Raw genomic sequence first — 23,320 nt, 5'->3', positions numbered from 1 at the left:
GTAATTTATATCATAATAATTCATGTCATTATTTTTTTGTAAATTAATGGAACCATAAAAACTAACTTCATGAAAACACGTGTTACTTTTATTATCTTATTTGCGTTACTTTTCTCCTGTAAAGAGAACACAACTATAGTTGAAGAAGCTGTCGAAGTAGCAATCGTTGAGAAGCCTTCTCTTGAAGGTGCTTGGGAAATGATTGGACTTTATAATTATAAAAACAATGAAGTCGTAGACTCTTTCAAAACTAGAGAAGGTAATCGGCAAATAAAAATGTACACTAAGAGTAGAGTTATGTGGAGTAAACTTGTACCCGCTGATTCTACTGAATATTTTGCATATGGCGCCTATTCACTGAATGATTCAATATTAAAAGAAACCTTAGACTATGGTTCTACAACCATGAATCTTGTCATTGGTGAGCGGAGAGATTATATTTTTAAAATTGTTTTGGAACAAGATAAGTTCAGTCAAATCGAAATTGATGAAGATGGAGATAAAATTTATTCTGAAAACTACAAACGTGTAGATTAAAAAAAATCAAACTAACAATTGAGCTTCGATTATTAGATTAAGAGGGTTAATTAAGCTTACCCTAAAGTATTGGGCAATCCGATTATTCTTTTAAATTCTATTTAGATGTAAATAAAATAGGGTTTTTGAACAAAACCTTGTTTTAAAATCACTTACAGTTGTAGCAATACTATTGGGTTTTTTATATCTATGATTAATCAATTGCGTCAATCATTGTAGAGTATGAGCTAAGATCAAAACAAATTTAAAATTATTTTACTGTAGAAATAAAAAACAATGGGAATCATATCAAAACATTATAAAATGATAAAAATATATTATAGTTCAAAATCTAATGTAGGAAAGCAAACACTTGGTTACTTGCAAGCCTCATTAAAAGATTTATTAGATATTGATATCACGAAGACGAATGTTACAGGTACGCAATGGAAAGAACTGGCAGAGAACTTAGGGGTAACAATTGGAGAACTTATAGATTGTGAGCATCCTGCATTTACGACAAAGTATGATACAAAAACAAATCTTGACGAGCATGGCTGGATAAAAGTTTTAGATAACAGTCCTGAGGTTTTAAATTACCCTATTGTTATTATAGGTAAGGATTTTTACCAAATAACTAATCCTTCGGAAATTGAAAAACTATTAGAACCGAACAGTAAAGGAATAGACGAAAAGAAAACGATATAAAGCACCCTTATATGTTAACTATGTAGCAATTTTATAACTGTTAATTACAAATCACCAATTAGAATGATTAAGACTATATATATTGTTACGTAAAAATGCATGGGATAATATGATCACTATCTGAGCAATGAAGTATTGATTATACTAATGATGGCGATGACCACTGGATAGATGTTGATGATGCGTTTGGTAAGGGTTATATTAGAGGTATTCAATTCTCACATGGATTATCTGTTATTGAAGCTGGATTAACATCTCGCAATAAAATAAGACCTTACATAAAAAAGCTAGTGATGAAGGTGCAACTTCAACTCTTCAATTACAAAGCAGGTATCAACTAATCTTATCACAATATGTTGAGCATTTGTATACAGAGACCTTCAATAAAGAAGATTATTATAACATTTCACAATCGCAAATTCAAAAAATTTGAATAACTACAAATCACATTATTGATAACTTAGGGTTAGACCATTCTTAAGATAAGCTTTGCTCACAATTTTTTATTTCACAGTCAAAGTTACAGTTTGGATTTAAAGAATTTCATAAAACTACCACCTCGAACTCTACAAGAAATGTAAGATTAGAAAAATCTGAAGAATTGTTGTGTAACTCAGAATTAACTATGTTTAAAATTGCATATACTGTAGGGTTTACAAGTAGAAGTTATTTTAGTAAAAATTTTAAACTAAAGTAAAGTATGGTTGTAACACAACAGCATATAAACAAAGACTTCAAACTCACACTCCCCACCAAAAATTTATTGGTATAGCTCTAATTAATCTACTGCATCTGCGACATCTTCTACTACTAATTTCGTGACACTTTCATCATGGTATAAAAATTATCACTATTCACAATACGTTTAAAAATTATGGTATTATCATAAAAATTTTCCTTTATTGGATGTGATAAAAAATCATAGCGATCATGAGTTTTAATGAGACATCTCAAATCCTTTAATTCTAAATCAGAATTTAACCAAGATCGATAATCCTTCTTCTTTAAAATTAAAGGTTTTTGTTTACCAAAGTTTGGCACCTTTGAATACTCTAAACCAGAATTGGTTACTAACAGAGAACAAGTTAAAAACCCGTCACTAATTCTATTGTAAATTCCAGCTATGCAAAATGGTTTATGATTGCTCAAGTGAACATGATGAGTATATAGTTTTCCATTAATTAATTTAGATGTAAAGAAACCATTAACCACAATTAAACACCTTCTTTCGTTAAGGGATTGCGAATAAATTTCTTCATTCAAATGGTCATCATCAATATTGGTATTCAATGTATTCGTGAAGTTTTGAAATGCATCCCAGCTATCATCATAAGCCTCTGGGAGCAAGCCCCAAATCGCAAAATTTAATTCAGGATATGTTACAGACGTTATTATAGGTAAATTTGATTCTTTTAGACCATCAACTATTGCTTTCGGTTCATATAAATTAGGGTATTCAAATTTCGCATTGAGTTCATTTTCAATATCTGATAACTGACAAGTACTGGATAATTTATAAAACATTTTTTACTTTCAAGTAAGTAAAAATAGGAACAGCCCTTTAACTCAAATCATGTAAAAACGTCTTCAAATGAAAAAGACACCGTGAAGATGTCTTTTTCATATCAAAAAATAATTTTGATTATCTCAAATCTTCTAAAGATTTAATATTGGATAGTCCGTTTATAATGGTGTTCTTTTGAATAGTTAATATTGATTTTGTTGAAGTAGGTAAACTTGTCTCATTTAAAACTTCGTTATACTCTTCTATTGATGCTTTTTCGCCTCTAATTGCTTCTTCTAACATAGACTCTTCATTGTCTTTAGAAAATAATGATTTTACATCCATCCATGCTCTATGTACTGTACCGGTAACGCTTCCGCCTTTATCAATATCTTGGTTAAAAGCTTTAATCTCGGTCTTTAACTCATGACCAAAGTTATAACGTTCTTGTGCTTTTTGATTAAAGTAAGATTTTAACGATGCGTTTTCTATGTTTTGAGCAGCTGTTTTGAAACCTTTCTCAGCATCATATGTTTTTTTTAATAAATCGTTTAATCTTTCTCCAACCTCTTTTGTGTAAGTGCTCATTTTCATGTGTTTTAAATTGTATGACAATTTTCTTTATTGATGCTTATCGCTTAGCATCAGAGTTTAATAGATTTAATTATAAACTTTACCATAAATTTATAATATCTCTAGAAGTTGTATTAATTGATATGCTTGAAATTTTAACGCAATCCCATCGTTAATAAAAGTATTTTTAGCTCAAAAGTACTCTATGTCTGCAGATATTAACAACAACAAAAACTCAGTAATTTAACCAATTACTGAGTTCTACCTAACTAATCAACTTCATTAAGATTGAAGTGTGTACTGCCGATACAAAAGTATTTCAAGCAAGAGACATTAGAGTGCTTTTTTACATTTTATTTTAACTTTTTCTTTTAAACTAAGGTTAAATGTTTTTAATAATCAAGGGGATAAAATATTTAATATTAAATTTGGAGATATATTTATCAACTAACATTTTTTACATAAAATAGCCATGTTCGAAATTGATATCGTTGCTGCGAGCCAAAAAGATTCTTTACGTCAAATACAAGATGTACTTGGAGGAAAACTAGTAGAGACATCAAATGAGTTTAATCTTATTTTTGACAATGAGCATGTCAAAGGAACAATTAAGTATATCCCATTTGATTGGGGAGTTAACTTATTAGATTTTGATATTGAGTTTTCAAAAGATGTTATTCTAAAAATTGAAGCGTTCGAATTTAATCCAATTCGTTTTATCTATACTCATAACGGTGATTTCAAACATAGATTTGGGATTAATAATGACGAAAAACTGGTAGAACAATTTCATTCGTTAATTTTCACTAATAAGACAGGGGGATATAACTATGTTCATTTTCCGAAGAACAAAAAATTGGAAATAAGTATTATTCAAATTGTTAGAAAAAAATTTCTACAAAAAAGAACAACTAACGTCTCATTATTAAATGATCGATTATATGATGTTTTTGTAGATACAGACCATGACAATCGCTTCTCTCATTATGGTGCATTAAATTTGAGAATGTCTGACTACATAAAAAAACTGAAAAAGATAAAGTCTAAAGGGATGGTACGAATCCTAAAAATTGAGTCTATTGTTTACGATATGTTATCGTTGCATATAGAGCAACATAATAAATTTTTAAAAGGCGTACAGTTACCCGTATCACTATCTAAAACAGAATTAAAAGTTGTTAGAAAATTGGGTAATAAGATTATAAAAAATCCATCATTTAGCTATTCGCTAAAGCAATTATCACTTGAATCCGCTTTATCGCAGGCGAAATTACAAGATGGCTTTAGATTTTTGTATCATAGAACTGTCACAGAGTATGTTAGACATATAAGGCTAGAAGCCGCTCGTGAGCTGATGAGAAGTGCCGACCTAAATATTTCTCAAGTTGTTTATAGTATTGGGTTTACAAGTAGAAGTTACTTTTCTAAAATTTTTAAAGAAAAGTACAGTATCACCCCAAACGAATATAGAAAGAACACTCTCAATAATTTGATTGCAGAAGAATCTGCAGCATAAAATAAGGCTATTTCAATCTTTTAATTAATTATAGAAAACAAAAAGAACCTCAAAAGAAAGCTTGAGATTCAAACAAAAGTAATATCAACCTTTCACCTAATTATTTTTTTCAATAACATAATTGCCCCATACTTATAAGCATACTTCCAAATAGTTTGTAACCAAACAGAGGGTTTTAAATCTTCTTTGATTTCTCCTTTTACGCCTTTGAGCTCTTCAATAGCTATCTGTCTCTCAAGGCTCAGTCTCTTAAGATCAAGTTCAATCTCTTCAAATGTTTTATAATTATTCATAATTATTTATCAAAAAATTCATCAGCCATTGAGCTTATAATTTTACTGTTTATATGACTTCTTATTAGATAAACAATAAATGAAAAGAGTAAAAATAGAACTCCCATAATCAAATAACCTAATGACATATTCCCTAAGTACTCTCCTATCGCTATAGCTCCTGCTACAGCCATGAAGATTAAAGAAAAAGCGATCAAACCTCCTATGACTGCAAATTTCGTAACTAAACTTAAAGTCAAAGTTAATTGTTGAAAAACTTTTAACTTAAAATATTCCTTCGAGGTTTTTACATACTTTTCTGCAGTATCCGTAGCCCTATCTGTAGCTTTGTTTAAGGATTCAAAAACAGTCATTTATTATGAGGTTTTTTTGTGAATTCTTATTTTTAGCTTTAAGAATAGCTAATTTTTTTTCTAAAGTACTAATGATATCATCTGCTTTATAACTGGCATCTGTAACAATTGTCTCTAATTGAATATCAAATGTATCTTTTTTATTACCTACAGTCGAAGTCACTCGGTCTTTTAAATCTGTAGCTCCTTCAGCAACTCGATCTTTCAAATCACTAGCGGTATGCGCTAACCGATCTTTTTGTAATTGCGCTTCATCAGCTATCTTTTGTCTGGTAATAATACCCTTATCTGGAGCAAATAAAATTCCTAATGTTGCCCCAATTGCTGTTCCCGCTAGAATCCCTATAATTGTATTACTTTCTTTTCCCATGATATTAAATTTTTATTATTTATTGATTCCATACAAATATCACAAAAAACTAAAGCCTTGGTTAACGCTATAGATTTAAATATTAACTGGAATCGAAATGTATAACGATCAATACTTTTTTCTTATGAGTTAAGCTAAACTCTTATAAAACAATAACTTTATGAACACAATTTTATTTATAAATATGAAATGTCAAAAATAGAAACTACAAATCCGTACACTAATTTAAAAATAGACAGTTATAATACGTTCTCTATAGAAAAAGTGACTGCAATCCTCGAAACTAGTAAAGATGCTTTCAACAAGTGGAAATTAGTCGAGGTAAAAAAAAGAGTACAATTACTTGATAATTTGGCAGATGTGTTGTACAAAAACAGTAACATCTATAGTCAACTTATCACAGATGAAATGGGGAAACCTATTTCTGAAAGCAAGGCTGAAATAGAAAAATGTATTTTCCTCTGTGATTTCTACAAGAAAAACGCAAACGTACTACTTGCAGATGAACTAATAGAAACAGAAGCAAATGAAAGCTTTATTAGTTATGATCCTTTAGGTGTAATATTAGCGATAATGCCTTGGAATTATCCATTTTGGCAGGTTATGAGATTTGCCATTCCTGCGTTAACCTCTGGTAATACAGCTCTTTTAAAACATGCTACAAATGTCACTGGTTGTGCTTTAGTCATCCAAGATATTTTTGAAAAAGCAAAATACCCAAAAGGTTGTTTTCAAACACTTATTGTAGATCATGACCAAATTGAAAAAATTATTGAAAATGACCTTATAAAGGCTGTATCGCTAACAGGTAGTGAAAAGGCTGGAAGAAAAATTGCAGCAATAGCTGGTAAAAATTTAAAAAAGACAGTATTAGAATTAGGAGGCAATAACGCCTGTATTATTCTAGAAGATGCAGACTTAAACAAACACATGACTACTATTGTAAAGTCTAGGATGCAAAATACTGGCCAAAGCTGTATTGCAGCTAAACGCTTTATAGTAGTTGAAGCTATTTATGATAAATTTCTCAAAACCTTCACTTCAAAAGTAAAAGCTCTTAATTGTGGGAATCCCTCTAAAGAGAGTACAGATATCGGAGTTCTAGCAAGAGAAGATCTTGCCGATATTTTAGAAGAACAGGTTCAAAAATCTATCGAAAAAGGAGCAAATATTCACTTTGGAAATAAAAGAAATCAAACGTATTACCAACCTACCATTTTAACAAAAGTAGAACCAGGTATGCCTGTATTTGACGAAGAAACCTTTGGTCCAGTGGCCTCTATTATAAAAGTTAAAGATAAAAATGAGGCCTATGAAATGGCTTCAAATTCAAAATTCGGACTTGGTACTATGATTTTTACTAAGGATAGTGAAGATGCTAAGAAACATGTTTCAGATATAGAAGATGGATCATTCTTTATAAATGAATTAATTAAATCAGATCCAAGACTCCCCTTTGGAGGAACTAAAGCTTCTGGTTACGGCAGGGAACTGTCTAGGGAAGGCTTATTAGAATTCATAAATATAAAAACAGTTTACATTAATAAATAAAATTAAAAAAATGAAATTCATAAAAGAAAAAAACAAAAAAAACAGAGATTATATTTTACAAAAGGATGACACGACAAAAACAATGTCAACATTTGTAATCGTTGTATTAATTGTACTTGTAATCGCAGTAGTAGCATCTGGAGTATACTTTTTAAATAATTAATTTTAATATGCTAGAACGCACACATGCCTCATTTATCATAACTTTAGTATCATTACTCATAGGAACTAATTCATTATGAAAACGACTATGTCGTAAATAATAAGTAGGATTTTTATTTTACTCGTAAATAAAATCCTAAAACAGAAATTAAATAGATTACAATAAAAATTTCTTTTCTCATAGCTTCAAAGTTACCATGAGATATTTTTGGAGTAAAGGCCTTCTAAACATAAAGATGACACGTGATTTACACCCTTAAAGTATCGTAAGGACTTACTCATGATACCATGCACATGCCTAATAATATGTTGCGAAATAAATAAGTGTTTTGAGATTCAATAGAAGGGTTTGGTTGTAAAAAACTATCAATGAATTAAAACTTAAGGAGGCTCTAGAATATGGATTATCAAGGATAAAGATTGGAATAAAATTTAGGCAGCAAATTTAAAAATAGATAACAAAAAAAAGCCTAACTATAAAAGTTAGGCTAGAAGTCGGGGTGGCAGGATTCGAACCTGCGGCCTCCACGTCCCAAACGTGGCGCGATAACCGGGCTACGCTACACCCCGAATTGGTTATACTTTAAATTACTAATAAAATTTGCGGAGAGACAGGGATTCGAACCCTGGGTACCTATTTCTAAGTACGACGATTTAGCAAACCGTTCCTTTCGGCCACTCAGGCACCTCTCCGTTAAATTTATGAACTTAGCATTCTATCTCAAATGCGGTTGCAAAGGTAACTTATCATTATAAAGAACACAACAATTTTTAATTTTTTTTTTAATATTATTCAGGATATTCAATTCTTAAATGAAATATGTTTGCCAACTTCGTTTTCAGTACTTTCTTGATAGATTGTATCTCCTTAAATGTGATATTTGCGTTTAAAAATTGACCGTCTTCCATTTGTTTATCTATAATAGTTTCTACTAACTTATCTATCTTAGTACTGGTAGGCTCTTTTAAACTTTTCGATGCTGCTTCTACGCTGTCACACATCATTAATATAGCTGTTTCCTTACTATATGGTTGTGTTCCTGGATATCTAAAATCATCTTGATTGGTATCCTCAATTAAATCTTTTTCCTTTCTATAGAAATAATAAACTAAACTCGTTCCATGATGGGTTCTTATAAAATCAATTACGCGATCTGGTAAATTATTTTTTTTGGCAATCTCTATTCCATCTAAAACATGGTCAATGATAATCTTCGCACTTTCGCGTGGTGATAATTCATCGTGAGGATTAATCCCTGTTGCTTGGTTCTCTGTGAAATAAGTTGGATTTTTCATTTTCCCCACATCATGATACAAAGCTCCTACTCTAATCAACATGGCGTTTGCTCCCACTTCATTTGCAGACGCTTCAGCTAAATTAGCAACATTTAATGAATGATGAAATGTACCTGGCGCCTTATTAGACAGTTCTTTTAAAAGCTTTGTATTCGTGTCAGAAAGCTCTAATAGAGATACATCAGAGACTAGACCAAATACTTTCTCATAGATATATATTAATGGTTGCACAAACAAGGTAGCAAGTCCACATAAAACAAATAACCCAAAAGTAGAGGGGTCTAAATTTGATATATCGCCTTCTTGTATCACGAAAAAAGCAAAATAAGCAATGATATAAATCAGAGTGATTTGACCTACAGAAATAAACAAATTTGCTCGTTTATATAATTCTGAAACCGTTAATATGGTCACAATACCTGCTATTATTTGGAGAAACATATATTCATAGCTATTAGGCACTATGAACCCTAATAAAAGTACTGTCAAAACATGAGCAAACAAACCTAAACGCGCATCAAAAAACGCTTTCAAAACTAATGGAAGAATACATAATGGCACTACATAAACATATATTGAATTATAATTGATGACCAATGTCGTCAACAAAATCATGAGAAGAATGTTGAAAAAGATAAAAGTAACTTTAGTATTATCAAGAAATACTTCCATTCTATATTTCCGAAGAAATAATAAAAGCATTAATAATGCTAAGGACACAAGCAATGAATAAGCGAATATGATAAGGTTATAGTTAGACTCATTCCAAACTTGTGATTCATATTCTGTTTCGAGTGATTTTAAAACATCGTACTTATTACCCTCAACAATTTCTCCTTTAGAGATAATGAGTGTTCCTTTTTCAATACTACCTCTAACACTTGATATACTTTCAAGTTTTTCATCTAAAGCATTTTGTGTTAGTGACAAATTGAGTTTTAAATTCGGTTTAATGATATCAAAGAAAACAGATACAAATGCAGCTTCAAATTTCGATAATCCATTAATGTTCAACTCATTCTCAATGACAAGTCTAAAGCCATCTAATTTAGTGAGATTAGAGAATTGTGTTTCTCCATACTGGGTTTGATCGTCTAATAAAATAATAGTCGTACTCGCAGAATATTCATAATTTTCGTCTAAAACTCCAAATTCATAAATGGCATTGATGGCCGATTCTCCAGCATTAAATAAATTTATGTTGTTGGCAACAATGCTGTCTGCAAATGAGGATTTAAAGTTCTCAGAATACAAATCAATAACGTTTGATTGGACCGATTTATCGATATCGAAATACACAGCACTACTCTCTGACACCTCGATTTGTTCTTGTTCAATTTCTTCTGAAGATTTTTTTATCGCAAAATCAAAAGGCGCAAGGAGACTTTCAGATTGCCAAGGCTTGCCCTTATCAAAATCATATCTAAATTTTCCGCTCTTCGGAAATAAATAAACGATCAAAAACGTCGTACTAAAGAACAAAAGCACTTTATACAAAAGTGCGTGATTACGATACCATTTATTAATTAAATCATTCATTTTTAAAAAATTTAAGCATTCGAAGTAAACAAAATGCTTTCAAGTAGAGAGCTTCCGATTTCAAAAGTAAGAAAATATAATAGAACTGATGTTATTGGTTCTAAGCTACTCATTAATTAAAAAATGTTTAATTTTACAGCCTGAAAGTAAACAAGATTTAAAATGAGTAGAGAGGTCGTCATCGTATCAACTGCAAGAACTCCAATTGGAAGTTTTTTAGGATCATTATCAACAATTCCTGCGCCAAGACTTGGTGCTATAGCTATTAAAGGTGCTTTAGATAAAATACATCTAAATCCAGAACTAGTTGAAGAGGTATTAATGGGCAATGTCGTACAAGCTGGAACTGGCCAAGCTCCTGCTCGACAAGCAGCAATTTATGCTGGCATACCTAATACTGTTCCTTGTACAACAATTAATAAAGTTTGTGCTTCTGGCATGAAAGCCGTTATGCAAGCTGCACAATCTATTGCCCTTGGCGATACAGATATTGTTGTCGCTGGAGGGATGGAAAATATGAGTTTGATTCCTCACTATTTACAGGCAAGGTCTGCTACCAAATTTGGGCCAGCGACTTTAATTGACGGAATGCAAAAAGACGGATTAGTAGATGCCTACGATCAAAATGCTATGGGCGTTTGTGCAGATGCCTGTGCTACAGAATATAAATTCTCGAGAGAAGATCAAGATAATTTTGCTATTCAATCTTATAATCGTTCTGCGGCCGCTTGGGACGCTGGAAAATATGACGACGAAGTCGTACCTGTAGAAGTACCACAACGTCGTGGTGAACCCGTTTTTGTAACTAAAGATGAAGAATACAGTAATGTAAAATTAGATAAGATTCCAGGACTAAGGCCGGCTTTCTCTAAAGATGGCACAGTTACAGCTGCTAATGCCTCTACAATTAATGATGGTGCTGGAGCAATGGTTTTAATGAGTAGAGAAAAGGCAGAAGAATTAGGTTTAACTCCTCTAGCAACAATAAAAGGTTTCGCAGATGCTGCTCATGATCCAAAATGGTTCACAACAGCACCAGCAAAGGCATTACCTAAAGCTCTTAAAAAGGCAGGAGTATCTTTAAGTGATGTAGACTATTTTGAATTTAATGAAGCATTTTCAGTCGTTGGTTTAGCTAATATGAAAATTCTTGGATTAAATGATAGCAATGTTAATGTAAATGGTGGTGCAGTTTCTTTAGGTCATCCACTAGGATGCTCTGGTGTAAGAATCATTATTACCTTGTTAAGCGTTCTTCAACAAAATAATGCAAAAATTGGAGCTGCTGCTATTTGTAATGGTGGTGGTGGAGCTTCTGCAGTCATAATTGAACGTAATTAACATAATGTAATGCTATACGGAATTTGTAATCTGAGCATTGTACCTCTTAGAATTGAACCCAGTGATTCAACAGAGCTTGTGTCACAAGTGCTTTATGGTGAAATTTTTAAAGTTTTAGAGCACCGTAAATCTTGGAGTAGAATTCGATTAGCTTATGATAAATATGAAGGCTGGATAGATAACAAACAGTTTTTAGAAATTAATGAAAACGACTATAAGACTATTAAAAGTCAAGATCATAAATTGTCTTTAGATTTAATTGAATTCATTCAGGATACAGACGATAAATTATATACAATTCCTATAGGTTCTTCCTTAAATGGTCTTGAGTTATTACAGCATACTTTTGATGGTAACTCAATACATTCAAAACAAAAAAAATCAAATCTTATAACTACTGCATTTACGTATTTAAATGCACCCTATCTTTGGGGCGGAAAAACGCCTTTTGGTATAGATTGTTCTGGTTTTACACAAATGGTCTATAAATTAAATGGCTACTCCATTTTAAGAGATGCCTCTCAGCAAGCTACCCAAGGCCAAGCATTAAGTTTTATTGAAGAAAGTGAGCCTGGAGATTTAGCTTTTTTTGATAACGCAGAAGGAAACATCATTCATGTTGGTATCATTATGGAAGATAATTATATCATTCATGCACATGGAAAAGTTAGAATTGACAGATTAGATCACTCTGGAATTTATAATGCAGATAGAAAAATTCACACTCATAAATTAAGGGTGATTAAAAAAATCATATAAAAAAAGCGATTAGAATTTCTAATCGCTTTTTTTATAAAGTTACTATTTTTAGTTAATTCCCAGCTTGTAGAGTTTCCAATTTAGCCTTCATTTCCTTATACTTATCTGTTTGCCCACTACCTCTATAAATATTCATTAAGGTTTGAACTGCCTGAACATCTTTTGGCTTCAACTTTAAAGTCGTCTCAAGATAAGGAATCGCAGACTCAAGTATCTCAGTTCTTTTCAATCTTAGCTCATCATAACGTTTATTATCTTTACTTGAATTACCAAGAGAATTCATTTCTTCAACGATTGAACCTTCTTCAGATAAAATTAAAACAGCGATATTGTTATAGGCATCTGTATATGATGGATCTAATGCAATTGCCTTTTCATAATAGGTCATCGCATCCTCTTTTTGTCCTGCTTCTGCAGCAATAACTCCTAAGTTATATCGCAATTCAGCATTTTCAGGGTCTTTTAAAGTCGCTTCTTCCATAAGCTCTTTAAAACGCTCTTTATTCCCCATTTTTAATTGGACATTCGCTTCAGAAATCAACAACCCTAAATCATCAGGATTTTGCGCTCTGGCTAACTTCATTGCCTCTATAGCTTTTTCATCATTACCTTGACTTAAATGAATTAATGCTATATTTTTTACAATTTCAGCAGACTTAGATTCCGTTTTCTTTTCTTTTGGAACTATATGTGTTCCCGCTCTTAAAGATAAATCTCTTAGGGATTTGTTATCAAAAGTTTCTTCCACTCCAGTCTCCTTATCTACAGCTGTAAACTCCATAACAACACCTTCGTACTTTAAGTCTCTAAGCTCTTCATAGAATTTTAAGGAGGTTGTATAATCTTGTCCTGTAACTGCAGTCGATGCTGCATAATACAAGTAAGTTGTATCGCTAGGTGACATGCGGTAAGCGTTATCAAAACCTGCAGATGAAGACGCATAATCTTTACTTTGCAAGGCTGCATTAGCTTTAGTTAAAAAGTTATTAAGCATTTGACCTTTTAAGTCTTCAATCGTTGAACCATATTTCCCTTTGGAAGATCCTTCAACTTTTTGAACCATATTGAAGCTCTCAATTGCCTGGTCAATATCTGTATCAGAACCTGCACCATTAGCATATAATGCCTGGCCTTTTAAAAAATAAAATTTAGCCTTTAATTTGTCATCTGCAGTAGCTATTAAGGATTCTGCAGATTGAATTGCAGATTTAGCATCTGCAAAATTACCTGATTTAATCGCTTTTCCTGCTGTTTTAAGTTCACTCTTTTGTGCAAAAGAAAGCGTACTTACCAACAGTGCCAGTGCAACTATAAATTGTTTTTTCATTATTAGTTATTTTTAGGGTTTATTTATTCTTCTTCGTTAGAATCAAGAGTTGTGCCATTTTCATTCTCATCTTGAATGTCCATGTTTTCATCCTCTATTTCTTCAACCTCATCTTCCTTCATCACTTTAGCTACTGCAGCGATTGAATCATTTCCTTTTAAGTTAATGAGTTTTACGCCTTGTGTTGCTCTACCCATAACACGTAGATCTGCAACGGCCATTCTTATAGCTATTCCTGATCTATTTATAATCATTAAATCATCTTCATCAGTTACTGATTTAATAGCTACTAAATGACCGGTTTTTTCAGTTACAGAAATTGTTTTAACCCCTTTACCTCCGCGATTCGTAATTCTATAGATAGCTTCTCCATCTTCTGGATCATCGATATAGCTTCGTTTTCCGTAGCCTTTTTCAGAAACAACTAAAACAGATTCTTCTTGAGGATTTTCAATGGCGATCATACCAATAACCTCATCAGTATCACTAGCTAGCCTAATCCCTCTAACACCAGATGCATTTCGACCCATTGGTCTTGTTTTCTCTTCTTCAAAACGAATTGCTTTACCAGATTTCAATGCGAGCATCACTTGACTATTACCTGTAGTTAACTTTGCTTCTAGTAATTCATCGCCTTCTTTAATAGTAATAGCATTAATACCATTAGAACGAGGTCTAGAATACTGCTCTAAAGATGTTTTCTTTACCTGTCCCTTTTTAGTCGCCATAATAACATAGTGACTATTGATATACGCGTCATCTTTTAAATCTTGAGTACAGATAAAAGCCATTACTTTATCGTCTTGTTCAATATTGATTAGATTTTGAATTGCTCTACCTTTTGAAGTCTTACTTCCTTCTGGAATTTCATAAACACGCATCCAGAAACATTTTCCTTTTTGAGTGAAAAACAACATGTATTGGTGATTCGTACCAACAAATAAATGTTCTAAGAAATCCTCATTACGAGTGGTTGATGCTTTTTGACCAACACCTCCTCTATGTTGTGTTTTATATTCTGTAAGTGATGTTCTTTTAATATAACCAGCATGAGAAATCGTAATTACGACTTGCTCATCAGGAATCATATCTTCAATACTTAAATCACCACCGGCATATTCAATGACCGAACGACGTTCATCACCATATTTTTCTTTAATGAGATGCAGTTCTTCTTTGATGATTTCATAACGACGCTCTTTTTTATCAAGAATATCTTTTAAATCCTCAATGGTTTGCATCAACTCGTTATACTCATTACGTAATTTGTCTTGTTCTAGACCTGTAAGCTGACGTAATCGCATTTCTACGATGGCTTTAGCTTGTATTTCTGACAATTCAAAACGCTCAATTAATTTAGCTTTTGCTTCATCGGCATTTGATGATGCTCGAATGAGCGCAATAACTTCATCAATATTATCTGAAGCTATAATTAAACCTTCTAAGATATGTGCTCTTTCTTCTGCTTTACGCAATTCGTATTTGGTTCGTCTAACAACAACTTCATGTCTATGCTCAACGAAATAATGAATCATTTCTTTTAGATTCAATAACTGCGGGCGACCCTTAACTAATGCAATATTATTAACACTAAATGACGACTGTAATGCTGTATATTTATACAACATGTTCAGCACTATATTTGGAATTGAGTCACGTTTTAAAACGTAAACAATACGCATACCATTTCTATCAGATTCATCTCTAATAAGAGTGATACCTTCAATTTTTTTATCATTAACTAAGTCGGCCGTTTTTTTAATCATGTCTGCCTTATTGACTTGATAAGGAATTTCGGTCACAATAATACTCTCTTTTCCGTGTACTTCTTCTATTCTTGCTTTACCACGAATAACAATACGTCCACGTCCTGTCTTAAAAGCTTCACGAACACCGTCATATCCATAGATAGTTCCACCTGTTGGAAAATCTGGCGCTTTGACATGTTGAATTAATTCATCAATCTCAATGTCATTGTTTTCTATATAAGCGATTGTACCGTCAATAACTTCAGATAAGTTGTGAGGTGGCATATTGGTAGCCATACCTACTGCAATACCAGAAGCACCATTGATAAGAAGCCCAGGGACTCTTGTAGGAAGTACTGTTGGCTCTTGTAAAGTATCATCAAAATTTAATTTATGATCAACTGTTTCTTTGTCTATATCTGCCAACATTTCTTCAGATATCTTCTTCATTCTAGCCTCCGTATAACGCATTGCTGCTGGACTGTCACCGTCTATAGAACCAAAGTTTCCCTGTCCATCTACAAGCATGTATCGCAAACTCCATTCTTGAGCCATACGTACCATAGCATCATAAACTGAAGTATCACCATGTGGATGGTACTTACCTAAAACTTCACCGACAATTCTTGCTGATTTTTTATGAGCAGTATTTGACCTAACACCAAGTTCATGCATTCCATAAAGTACACGTCTGTGAACGGGTTTTAAACCATCTCTCACATCTGGTAATGCACGTGACACAATGACCGACATTGAATAATCAATGTACGCAGATTTCATTTCATCCTCAATGTTGATAGGGATCAATTTCTCTCCTTCTTCCATATATAATTTAAATTAGATTTTTGTAGGTTTTCAAATCAGGCTAAGGTAACAATTTCCACAGTGTTTATGCGACTTATTTGAGTGAAATTTAGAACTATTTATTAACAAAATTTTATGTAATTTTTAATAAGTCTTTTGTTAAAAACTTTGAATTTTTAAAGATTTTTCACTCTATTAGTGGCAACGCTATATTTAAGGTATAATTTTTGCCCATTTGTATATAGATTTTATTATTTTTAAAGCAGAAAGAGATTACTATGGATGATAATTTTTCCCCAAGAGTTAAAGATGTAATTGCTTATAGCAAAGAAGAAGCATTACGATTAGGTCACGATTTTATAGGTACAGAGCATTTAATGTTAGGCCTGCTTCGTGATGGTAATGGTAAAGCGATAGATATATTAAATGCGCTGGACGCAGACCTAAATCACTTACGCCGAAAGGTTGAAATTTTAAGTCCGGCAAATCCTAATATTACGGTGTCTTCAAATGAAAAGAAGAACCTACATCTTACAAGACAAGCAGAGCGTGCTTTAAAAACCACGTTCTTAGAAGCGAAGTTATTTCAAAGCACCTCTATAAATACCGCACATTTGTTATTGTGTATTTTGAGAAATGAAAATGACCCCACTACAAAACTTTTAAATAAGTTAAAAATAGATTACGATAATGTAAAAGAACAATTCAAATTTATGATTACTAACGATGATGATTATTTAGAACTTCCTAAGGCTGAGTCATTCTCAGATGATGAACCTAATCAGGAAGATGACTCCAAAGAAAATCCTTTTGGACAGCCCACTGGTAAATCCGCAAAAAAATCTAAGACGCCTGTTTTAGATAACTTTGGTAGAGATCTTACCGTAATGGCAGAAGAAGGAAAACTCGACCCTGTTGTTGGACGAGAAAAAGAAATACAACGTGTCTCACAAATTTTAAGTCGACGTAAAAAGAATAACCCGTTACTTATTGGAGAACCAGGTGTTGGTAAATCTGCAATTGCCGAAGGTTTAGCACTTAGAATTATAAAAAGAAAAGTCTCTAGAACACTCTTTAATAAGCGAGTAGTAACTTTAGATTTAGCAAGTTTAGTTGCGGGCACAAAATACAGAGGTCAATTTGAAGAGCGTATGAAAGCCGTCATGAATGAATTAGAGAAGAATGATGACATCATTCTCTTCATTGATGAAATTCACACGATCGTTGGTGCTGGTGGCGCTACAGGTAGCTTAGATGCCTCAAACATGTTTAAACCTGCACTTGCCAGAGGAGAAATACAATGTATTGGAGCTACTACTCTAGATGAATACAGACAATACATAGAAAAAGATGGCGCCTTGGAAAGACGTTTTCAAAAAGTAATTGTAGAACCAACGACTGTTGAAGAAACTATAGAGATCTTAAATAATATTAAAGGTAAATATGAAGAGCATCACAATGTTGATTATACAGATGAAGCTATTGAGGCTTGTGTAAAACTCACCAATAGATACATGACAGAGCGTTTTTTACCAGACAAAGCTATTGATGCTTTAGATGAAGCGGGTTCTCGCGTTCATATTACTAATATTGAGGTTCCTAAACAAATACTTGATCTAGAACATAAGCTAGAAGAAGTAAAGGAAACAAAAAATACAGTTGTTAAAAAACAAAAATACGAAGAAGCCGCTAAATTAAGAGACGATGAAAAACGCCTCGAAAAAGAATTAGCGATAGCGCAAGAAAAGTGGGAAGAAGATACTAAACAACATAGAGAAATTGTATCTGAAGACAATGTCGCAGACGTCGTTTCTATGATGACTGGTATTCCTGTAAATAGAATTGCTCAAACCGAAAGCAACAAACTCGTACAATTACCAGAACTCATTAAGGGAAAAGTCATAGGACAAGATGCAGCTGTTTCTAAGGTTGTTAAGGCCATTCAACGTAATCGTGCAGGACTTAAAGATCCAAACAAGCCCATAGGCTCATTTATATTTTTAGGACAAACAGGAGTTGGTAAAACGCAATTAGCTAAAGTATTAGCTCGTGAGCTTTTTGATAGTGAAGACGCCTTGATTAGAATTGACATGAGTGAATACATGGAGAAATTTGCTATTTCTAGATTAGTTGGTGCACCTCCAGGATATGTAGGTTATGAAGAAGGTGGACAATTAACAGAGAAAGTACGTCGTAAGCCTTATGCAGTAATTCTTTTAGATGAAATTGAAAAAGCCCATCCAGATGTCTTTAACATGTTATTGCAAGTTTTAGATGATGGGTATTTAACCGATAGTCTTGGTCGTAAAATTGATTTTAGAAATACAATCATTATCATGACCTCTAATATTGGAGCCAGAAAACTTAAAGACTTTGGTCAAGGCGTTGGTTTTGGTACGTCTGCAAAAACTGCTCAAGCCAGTGATAATTCAAAAAGCATTATTGAAAATGCACTTAAAAAAGCATTCGCTCCTGAGTTTTTAAACAGAATTGATGACGTCATGGTTTTTAATGCCTTAGAAAGAAAAGATATCAATAAGATTATTGATATTGAATTGGCAATTCTTATTAAGAGAATTAGAGATTTAGGATATGAACTTAACCTTAGTGATAAGGCTAAAGATTATATCGCAGATAAGGGGTTTGATAAAGAGTATGGTGCTAGACCTTTAAAAAGAGCGATTCAAAAGTATATTGAAGATGCCCTTGCTGAAGAGATCATTAACTCTCAATTACAAGAAGGAGATACCATTCATATGGATTTAGATGCAAAAGCTGATGAATTGACTATCAAAATAGTAAAGGCTGCCAAAGAGACTAAATCTTAAAATAGGAGTCTTATAAAAAAAAAGCCTCTTTAAATAAAGAGGTTTTTTTTTGTTTCATACTTTTTGAATGGTTAAATTGAAACGATGACAGAGCGCTTACGATTAGATTTTTGTGAAGTACATATTTTTGATAACTACATGATTGTTGTCATGGATGCAGGGGTTCACATCACCTTAAAAGAGAATTTAATATTAACCAATACTGCCTATTCTTATTTTAAGAATAAACCCTTTATTTATATCACTCATAGAATTAACTCATACTCTGTAGATCCAGCAATTTATAAAGAAACGTCTAAAATTAAAAACCTTCTTGGGTTTTGTGTCGTCTCTCAAAATTTCATGGCAAAAAGTACTGCCCAAATAGAGAAACTATTCTTAGATAGACCCTTTGAAATTTTTGACACCTTACCAGAAGCCATAGTGTGGGCTCAAAAAACACTCAAGTAAACTTTTTTTCTCTTCGGAAATTGGAGTACTCACCATATCTTATGAGTAATATAATACGTAGTACTCGTCTATTTTTAGATCTCGTGGTGACCTATTAAAAGCACCTCTATTAATTCATTATAAGATCTTTTTTTGCAAGGACTATTACGTATTGAACTAAAAAAGGCAGCTATAAAACTGGCCATTAGTAGAGCGCTTAGAGAAGCGCTATTATTATATCTATATCAATTGCTTATCTACAAAAAAAAGCTACACGCTTCTTAACCATAGTGACGTGACTAATCGTTAAATGAATATAGATCGCGTGACCCTAGTGATTAAATATACTGTTTATATTATTTGACAAATTTCCAGAAGCCATTATTTGGGCTAAAAGCCTCCTTTAGTAAATTTTATTTTCTTCAGAAACTTTACAACTCAACACATGTCATAATTTAATCTCTTGTAGTGCTTATCTATTTCCATGATCTATTCATAAATATGTAAGATACAACACGCATCTGTCTATACGATTACTGCAAAATACAAGGCACATTTCAGACTAAAAAAAGGCACAAAAAAAAAGGCAGCTATAAATAGCTGCCTTTAATATATACCCTTAGGGACTATCCCTAATTATTATGTATCAATTACTTTTTACCAGAAGATACAATCTTCTTAGTAACCGTACCTTGACTAGTCGTTAACTTCACATAGAACATTTGGCTTGAGTATCTAGATAAATCAAATGTTGATGTACCGTTAGATCCTGTAACATAATTCTTGTTAGTGTCACTGAAGACTTGTAAGCCTTTAGTATCAAATAACTCAATAGTTACATTAGTTTCAAACTCAAATGAGTAAGCAATATTTACTACATTATCAAATGGTACTGGATACGCAGTAAAGTCGATTTTAACCGCTTCTTCAGCTTGTCTAAGATCTTCTTCATAACCATCATTTTCTGGAGTCAATACTTCAGTCCAAGTATACACAACATCACAAGTAGACGTGTTATCACAACCATCGTTTGCTGTAAATGTTCTTACTAACGTATAGTCTATAGAAGAACTTCCACCAACTGAGTAAGTAAGGTTATCTAAGCAACCATAGTTGTTACCGAAATTTTGAACTTCAAAGTCTAAACTTGTAATTCCAGTTTCAGTAAGGGTAACTATATTTCCTGCATTTCCGTTTCCATTTATATTGTAAACAGATGAACCTCCATCATGATTAACTGTGATTTCAACTAAAGTATTATCTGCAATTGCAAATGACACACCAAATGCTGGCACTGAAAATGATAAACTTGCATTTGCTGTTGTACTACCACCAGTGTTCCATACCAATGAATTTGGATTAGAGAGCGCGTCACAATTAAATGTTGACGTATCTAATACTTCCCAAGTCCCTCCTGTCATTGACACATAAGGAGAAGTGAAATAATCATTTGTTGGTGTATTTTGACCAGAAAAGAGTGTTCCAGCAAATAGTCCATCAAAATTCTCTGTAAATGTTTCAGATCCATTTTCTTCATCACAACCTTCGAAACGAAGATCATCGATCCATAGAAATGAATTAGCTGATCCGAATCCATCAAAAAGTAACTGATCAAATGACACTGCACTTTCTAATCCAAAGAATTGACTACTTACGCCTGTAATGAATACTTCAGTAGCCATAACAACCCCATTAGAAATACAACTAACAGTAACTTCAACATCATCTGTCGCATTAGTTCCTAAATAGAAACCTACACGATTTATACCTGATTCAAAACTAAGCGTAATATTTCCATATTCATTTTGAGGTGTTCCATCATAAGGAGATAAATTATTTGGACTTGAAATAGGAGTACCAGCACCAATAGAAGCATAAGTATTTATACCAACTTCTTTATCACCAGAAAAAGTAAGACCTAAACTTTGGTATTCATCTCCTAATGTTACATAATCTCCTGCATTCGTTCCAGCATCAATATCATCAAAATTAATGAATGTCTCAGCACCACTAAAGTCAGCTTCACTTGTCAACAATCTATTTTCAAATTGACTAGCACAAGCATTACCTTCAGTTATCACAGACGTTAAAACATCTGTATAATCTAGGGTTAAACCATTAGCTTGACAGTTATCAGTATAAGGTGCCTTATCAGCAAATGCTGTTGGCGCTTCAGTTACAATACCAAAGTCTACATCTTCTGGACACTCAACTACTGGTGCTGTATCATCAATGATCGTATAGTTACATACAAAGTCTTCAGATTCATTTCCACAAGCATCAACTGCAACAAAAGTTATTGTCAATGTCTGGCTACAGTCATCTCCTACTTTAGTTTTGTTTTTTACTCGAATCACTAAATCTTCATCAGATGCACAAGTATCACTTACACAACCAGCTAATGAACCTATTTCTATACCACCTACTGTCCAGCCTGTATATACATCAATTTCTTGATTTATATCTAAACTGATCTCTGCATCATTAGGACATATAGCCCCTTCCATTGTACCAATAACTACATCTATCTGGCACTCTAGATTAAATACAGGAGCTGTAGCGTCACCACCTTGATAGTTCACTTTGATGACATCAGACTTGTTTCCACAAGCATCTTGAGCGATATATTCAAAAACTCTAATCCACTCACAGTCTGTACCGTAAGTTTTTTCGATCTTAGTAACAGTTACTTCACTACAGTTATCTCCGTAAAGTGAAGCGATATATAGTTCAGAAGGCTCTTCTAAATCAGAATCAATACATAAGTTCAATGAATTTGCATCCATTGGTATTTCACCTTCTAATACTGGAGCCATAGTATCAGCACCACTATTTACGATTACGATGTTAGCTGCATAGTTATCACATGCATCAACAACAGTATACCCATAAGTTGCAGTCCAACTACAATCGTCACCAGTAATTACTGGCTCTAAAGGAGTTATTGTTACCGTCCCACAGTTATCTGTGTAAGCCGCGTTAAGGGCATCCAATGATGGAGCACCAGGATTATCGCTTAAACACTGTAAACCTGTACTACCTTCTGGTAATGTTCCTGTTAATAAAGGAGCAGATTGATCTCCACCGTTGTAGAATACTTTTACTGGATTAGCAAAGTTCCCACAATCATCTTGGATGTCATATCTGTACATTACTGCCCAGCTACAATCATCTTCCTGAGGAGCAGATTGTGTTTTAGTAACATTTACGTTACCACAGTCTGTAAATAAAGCCGCTATTTCTGCTTCAGTTGGTCCTTCTGGACGAGTATCAAAACACAAGTCTAAGTTAGACTCACCTTGAGGCAACTCTCCAGTTAATACTGGTGCAGTTTCATCAATAACAGTAATTGTTTGACTTGAAGTAATTGGTCTTCCACAAGCATCAGTAAATGTAAAGTTAACTTCAAACGTACCACAGCTTCCGTCAAAAACATCAGCTACACCTTGAACAGATCCTGAGATCTCACATGCTCCAGTTCCACCATTTGTATATGATAAGAATTCTGGCTCATAAGTTGCTAACTCTTCACAATAAATAGAAGCATCCATGATTGTTGCAAACTCCGCTGTAGGCGCTGGTTCAACAGTAATGACTTTTTGTGCAGTAATTGTTCTACCACAATCATCAGTGTATGACCAGTCAATATATAAAGTACCACCACACTCATCGTATGCTCCACTTAATAATCCTGGTACAGCTC

The 23,320-nt window shown here is 33.1% G+C and carries 18 protein-coding genes, 2 tRNA genes and 1 pseudogene; 10 read left to right on the top strand and 11 right to left on the bottom strand.

The genetic code is table 11. The features are described 5' to 3' along the window. Positions 1-69: 69 nt before the first annotated feature. From ACJAZK_RS03020 to ACJAZK_RS03010, 3 genes and pseudogenes are all read left to right on the top strand, one after another. Positions 70-537: a hypothetical protein gene (locus ACJAZK_RS03020; RefSeq protein ID WP_415222547.1), complete on the top strand. Its 468-nt coding sequence runs from the start codon at positions 70-72 to the stop codon at positions 535-537. A gap of 303 nt (positions 538-840) precedes the next feature. Next, entirely contained in the window at positions 841-1,224 is a 384-nt protein-coding gene (locus tag ACJAZK_RS03015; protein ID WP_415222546.1) for an arsenate reductase family protein, read from the top strand. 499 nt (positions 1,225-1,723) lie between these two features. Then, positions 1,724-1,921: pseudogene (locus ACJAZK_RS03010) on the top strand (helix-turn-helix domain-containing protein); the annotation flags it as partial. Positions 1,922-2,034: 113 nt separating this feature from the next. On the opposite strand, the gene ACJAZK_RS03005 reads toward ACJAZK_RS03010, so the two are convergent. Together ACJAZK_RS03005 and ACJAZK_RS03000 are read right to left on the bottom strand one after the other, a co-directional pair. Then, positions 2,035-2,748 (bottom strand): SOS response-associated peptidase family protein, encoded by a 714-nt coding sequence (locus ACJAZK_RS03005; RefSeq protein ID WP_415222545.1) that lies wholly within the window; start codon positions 2,746-2,748, stop codon positions 2,035-2,037. A 118-nt stretch (positions 2,749-2,866) separates the two neighbouring features. Further along, positions 2,867-3,316: a ferritin-like domain-containing protein gene (locus tag ACJAZK_RS03000; RefSeq protein ID WP_415222544.1), complete on the bottom strand. Its 450-nt coding sequence runs from the start codon at positions 3,314-3,316 to the stop codon at positions 2,867-2,869. A 457-nt stretch (positions 3,317-3,773) separates the two neighbouring features. Between ACJAZK_RS03000 and ACJAZK_RS02995 the strand changes: the two genes are divergently transcribed. Further along, on the top strand, positions 3,774-4,817 hold the full coding sequence (locus ACJAZK_RS02995; RefSeq protein WP_415222543.1) for a helix-turn-helix transcriptional regulator: 1,044 nt from the start codon (positions 3,774-3,776) through the stop codon (positions 4,815-4,817). A gap of 92 nt (positions 4,818-4,909) precedes the next feature. Here the strand turns inward: ACJAZK_RS02995 and ACJAZK_RS02990 are convergent, their stop codons facing one another. Genes ACJAZK_RS02990 through ACJAZK_RS02980 form a run of 3 tightly spaced genes read right to left on the bottom strand, consistent with a single transcriptional unit; the run spans position 4,910 to position 5,833 of the window. After that, a complete protein-coding gene (locus tag ACJAZK_RS02990) occupies positions 4,910-5,110 on the bottom strand; it encodes a hypothetical protein (RefSeq protein ID WP_415222542.1) in 201 nt (66 codons plus the stop codon). 2 nt (positions 5,111-5,112) lie between these two features. Continuing rightward, a complete protein-coding gene (locus tag ACJAZK_RS02985) occupies positions 5,113-5,463 on the bottom strand; it encodes a hypothetical protein (protein WP_415222541.1) in 351 nt (116 codons plus the stop codon). Then, the gene (locus ACJAZK_RS02980; protein ID WP_415222540.1) at positions 5,450-5,833 is read right to left on the bottom strand and encodes a YtxH domain-containing protein; all 384 of its coding nucleotides are present in this window, start codon (positions 5,831-5,833) and stop codon (positions 5,450-5,452) included. Before ACJAZK_RS02980 ends, ACJAZK_RS02985 begins: the two co-directional genes overlap by 14 nt. A 189-nt stretch (positions 5,834-6,022) precedes the next feature. Here ACJAZK_RS02980 and ACJAZK_RS02975 point away from each other — a divergent pair, with 189 nt between their 5' ends. Further along, entirely contained in the window at positions 6,023-7,384 is a 1,362-nt protein-coding gene (locus tag ACJAZK_RS02975; protein WP_415222539.1) for an NAD-dependent succinate-semialdehyde dehydrogenase, read from the top strand. Between the two features lie 10 nt (positions 7,385-7,394). Continuing rightward, a complete protein-coding gene (locus ACJAZK_RS02970; RefSeq protein ID WP_415222538.1) occupies positions 7,395-7,547 on the top strand; it encodes a hypothetical protein in 153 nt (50 codons plus the stop codon). 494 nt (positions 7,548-8,041) lie between these two features. Here the strand turns inward: ACJAZK_RS02970 and ACJAZK_RS02965 are convergent. From ACJAZK_RS02965 to ACJAZK_RS02955, 3 genes are all read right to left on the bottom strand, one after another. Then, positions 8,042-8,116: transfer RNA gene (locus tag ACJAZK_RS02965), tRNA-Pro, on the bottom strand. A gap of 34 nt (positions 8,117-8,150) precedes the next feature. Next, a tRNA-Ser gene (locus ACJAZK_RS02960) sits at positions 8,151-8,239 on the bottom strand. Positions 8,240-8,335: 96 nt separating this feature from the next. Beyond that, the gene (locus ACJAZK_RS02955) at positions 8,336-10,381 is read right to left on the bottom strand and encodes an HD family phosphohydrolase (RefSeq protein WP_415222537.1); all 2,046 of its coding nucleotides are present in this window, start codon (positions 10,379-10,381) and stop codon (positions 8,336-8,338) included. A 162-nt stretch (positions 10,382-10,543) separates the two neighbouring features. Here ACJAZK_RS02955 and ACJAZK_RS02950 point away from each other — a divergent pair, with 162 nt between their 5' ends. Then, positions 10,544-11,722, top strand: a complete 1,179-nt coding sequence (locus ACJAZK_RS02950; protein ID WP_415222536.1) for an acetyl-CoA C-acyltransferase — start codon at positions 10,544-10,546, stop codon at positions 11,720-11,722. Positions 11,723-11,731: 9 nt separating this feature from the next. Further along, a complete protein-coding gene (locus tag ACJAZK_RS02945; RefSeq protein WP_415222535.1) occupies positions 11,732-12,481 on the top strand; it encodes an NlpC/P60 family protein in 750 nt (249 codons plus the stop codon). Between the two features lie 52 nt (positions 12,482-12,533). Here the strand turns inward: ACJAZK_RS02945 and ACJAZK_RS02940 are convergent, their stop codons facing one another. Further along, positions 12,534-13,808 carry a tetratricopeptide repeat protein gene (locus ACJAZK_RS02940; protein ID WP_415222534.1) on the bottom strand — a complete coding sequence of 425 codons (1,275 nt, stop codon included), beginning with the start codon at positions 13,806-13,808 and terminating at the stop codon, positions 12,534-12,536. A gap of 23 nt (positions 13,809-13,831) precedes the next feature. After that, a complete protein-coding gene (gyrA, locus tag ACJAZK_RS02935; protein ID WP_415222533.1) occupies positions 13,832-16,381 on the bottom strand; it encodes a DNA gyrase subunit A in 2,550 nt (849 codons plus the stop codon). A 257-nt stretch (positions 16,382-16,638) separates the two neighbouring features. Between gyrA and ACJAZK_RS02930 the strand changes: the two genes are divergently transcribed. After that, a complete protein-coding gene (locus tag ACJAZK_RS02930; protein WP_415222532.1) occupies positions 16,639-19,188 on the top strand; it encodes an ATP-dependent Clp protease ATP-binding subunit in 2,550 nt (849 codons plus the stop codon). An 84-nt stretch (positions 19,189-19,272) separates the two neighbouring features. Beyond that, positions 19,273-19,638 carry a hypothetical protein gene (locus ACJAZK_RS02925; protein WP_415222531.1) on the top strand — a complete coding sequence of 122 codons (366 nt, stop codon included), beginning with the start codon at positions 19,273-19,275 and terminating at the stop codon, positions 19,636-19,638. Between the two features lie 629 nt (positions 19,639-20,267). Here ACJAZK_RS02925 and ACJAZK_RS02920 read toward each other — a convergent pair. Beyond that, positions 20,268-23,320, bottom strand: a 3,053-nt coding sequence (locus ACJAZK_RS02920) for a T9SS type A sorting domain-containing protein (RefSeq protein ID WP_415222530.1), incomplete at its 5' end; no start/stop codon positions are given.

The organism is Psychroserpens sp. (assembly GCF_047633235.1).
In the GTDB taxonomy this organism is placed as follows: Bacteria; Bacteroidota; Bacteroidia; order Flavobacteriales; family Flavobacteriaceae; genus Psychroserpens.
The sequence above is the reverse complement of the archived record's forward strand: the minus strand, read 5'-3'. Positions and strand labels throughout refer to the sequence as shown.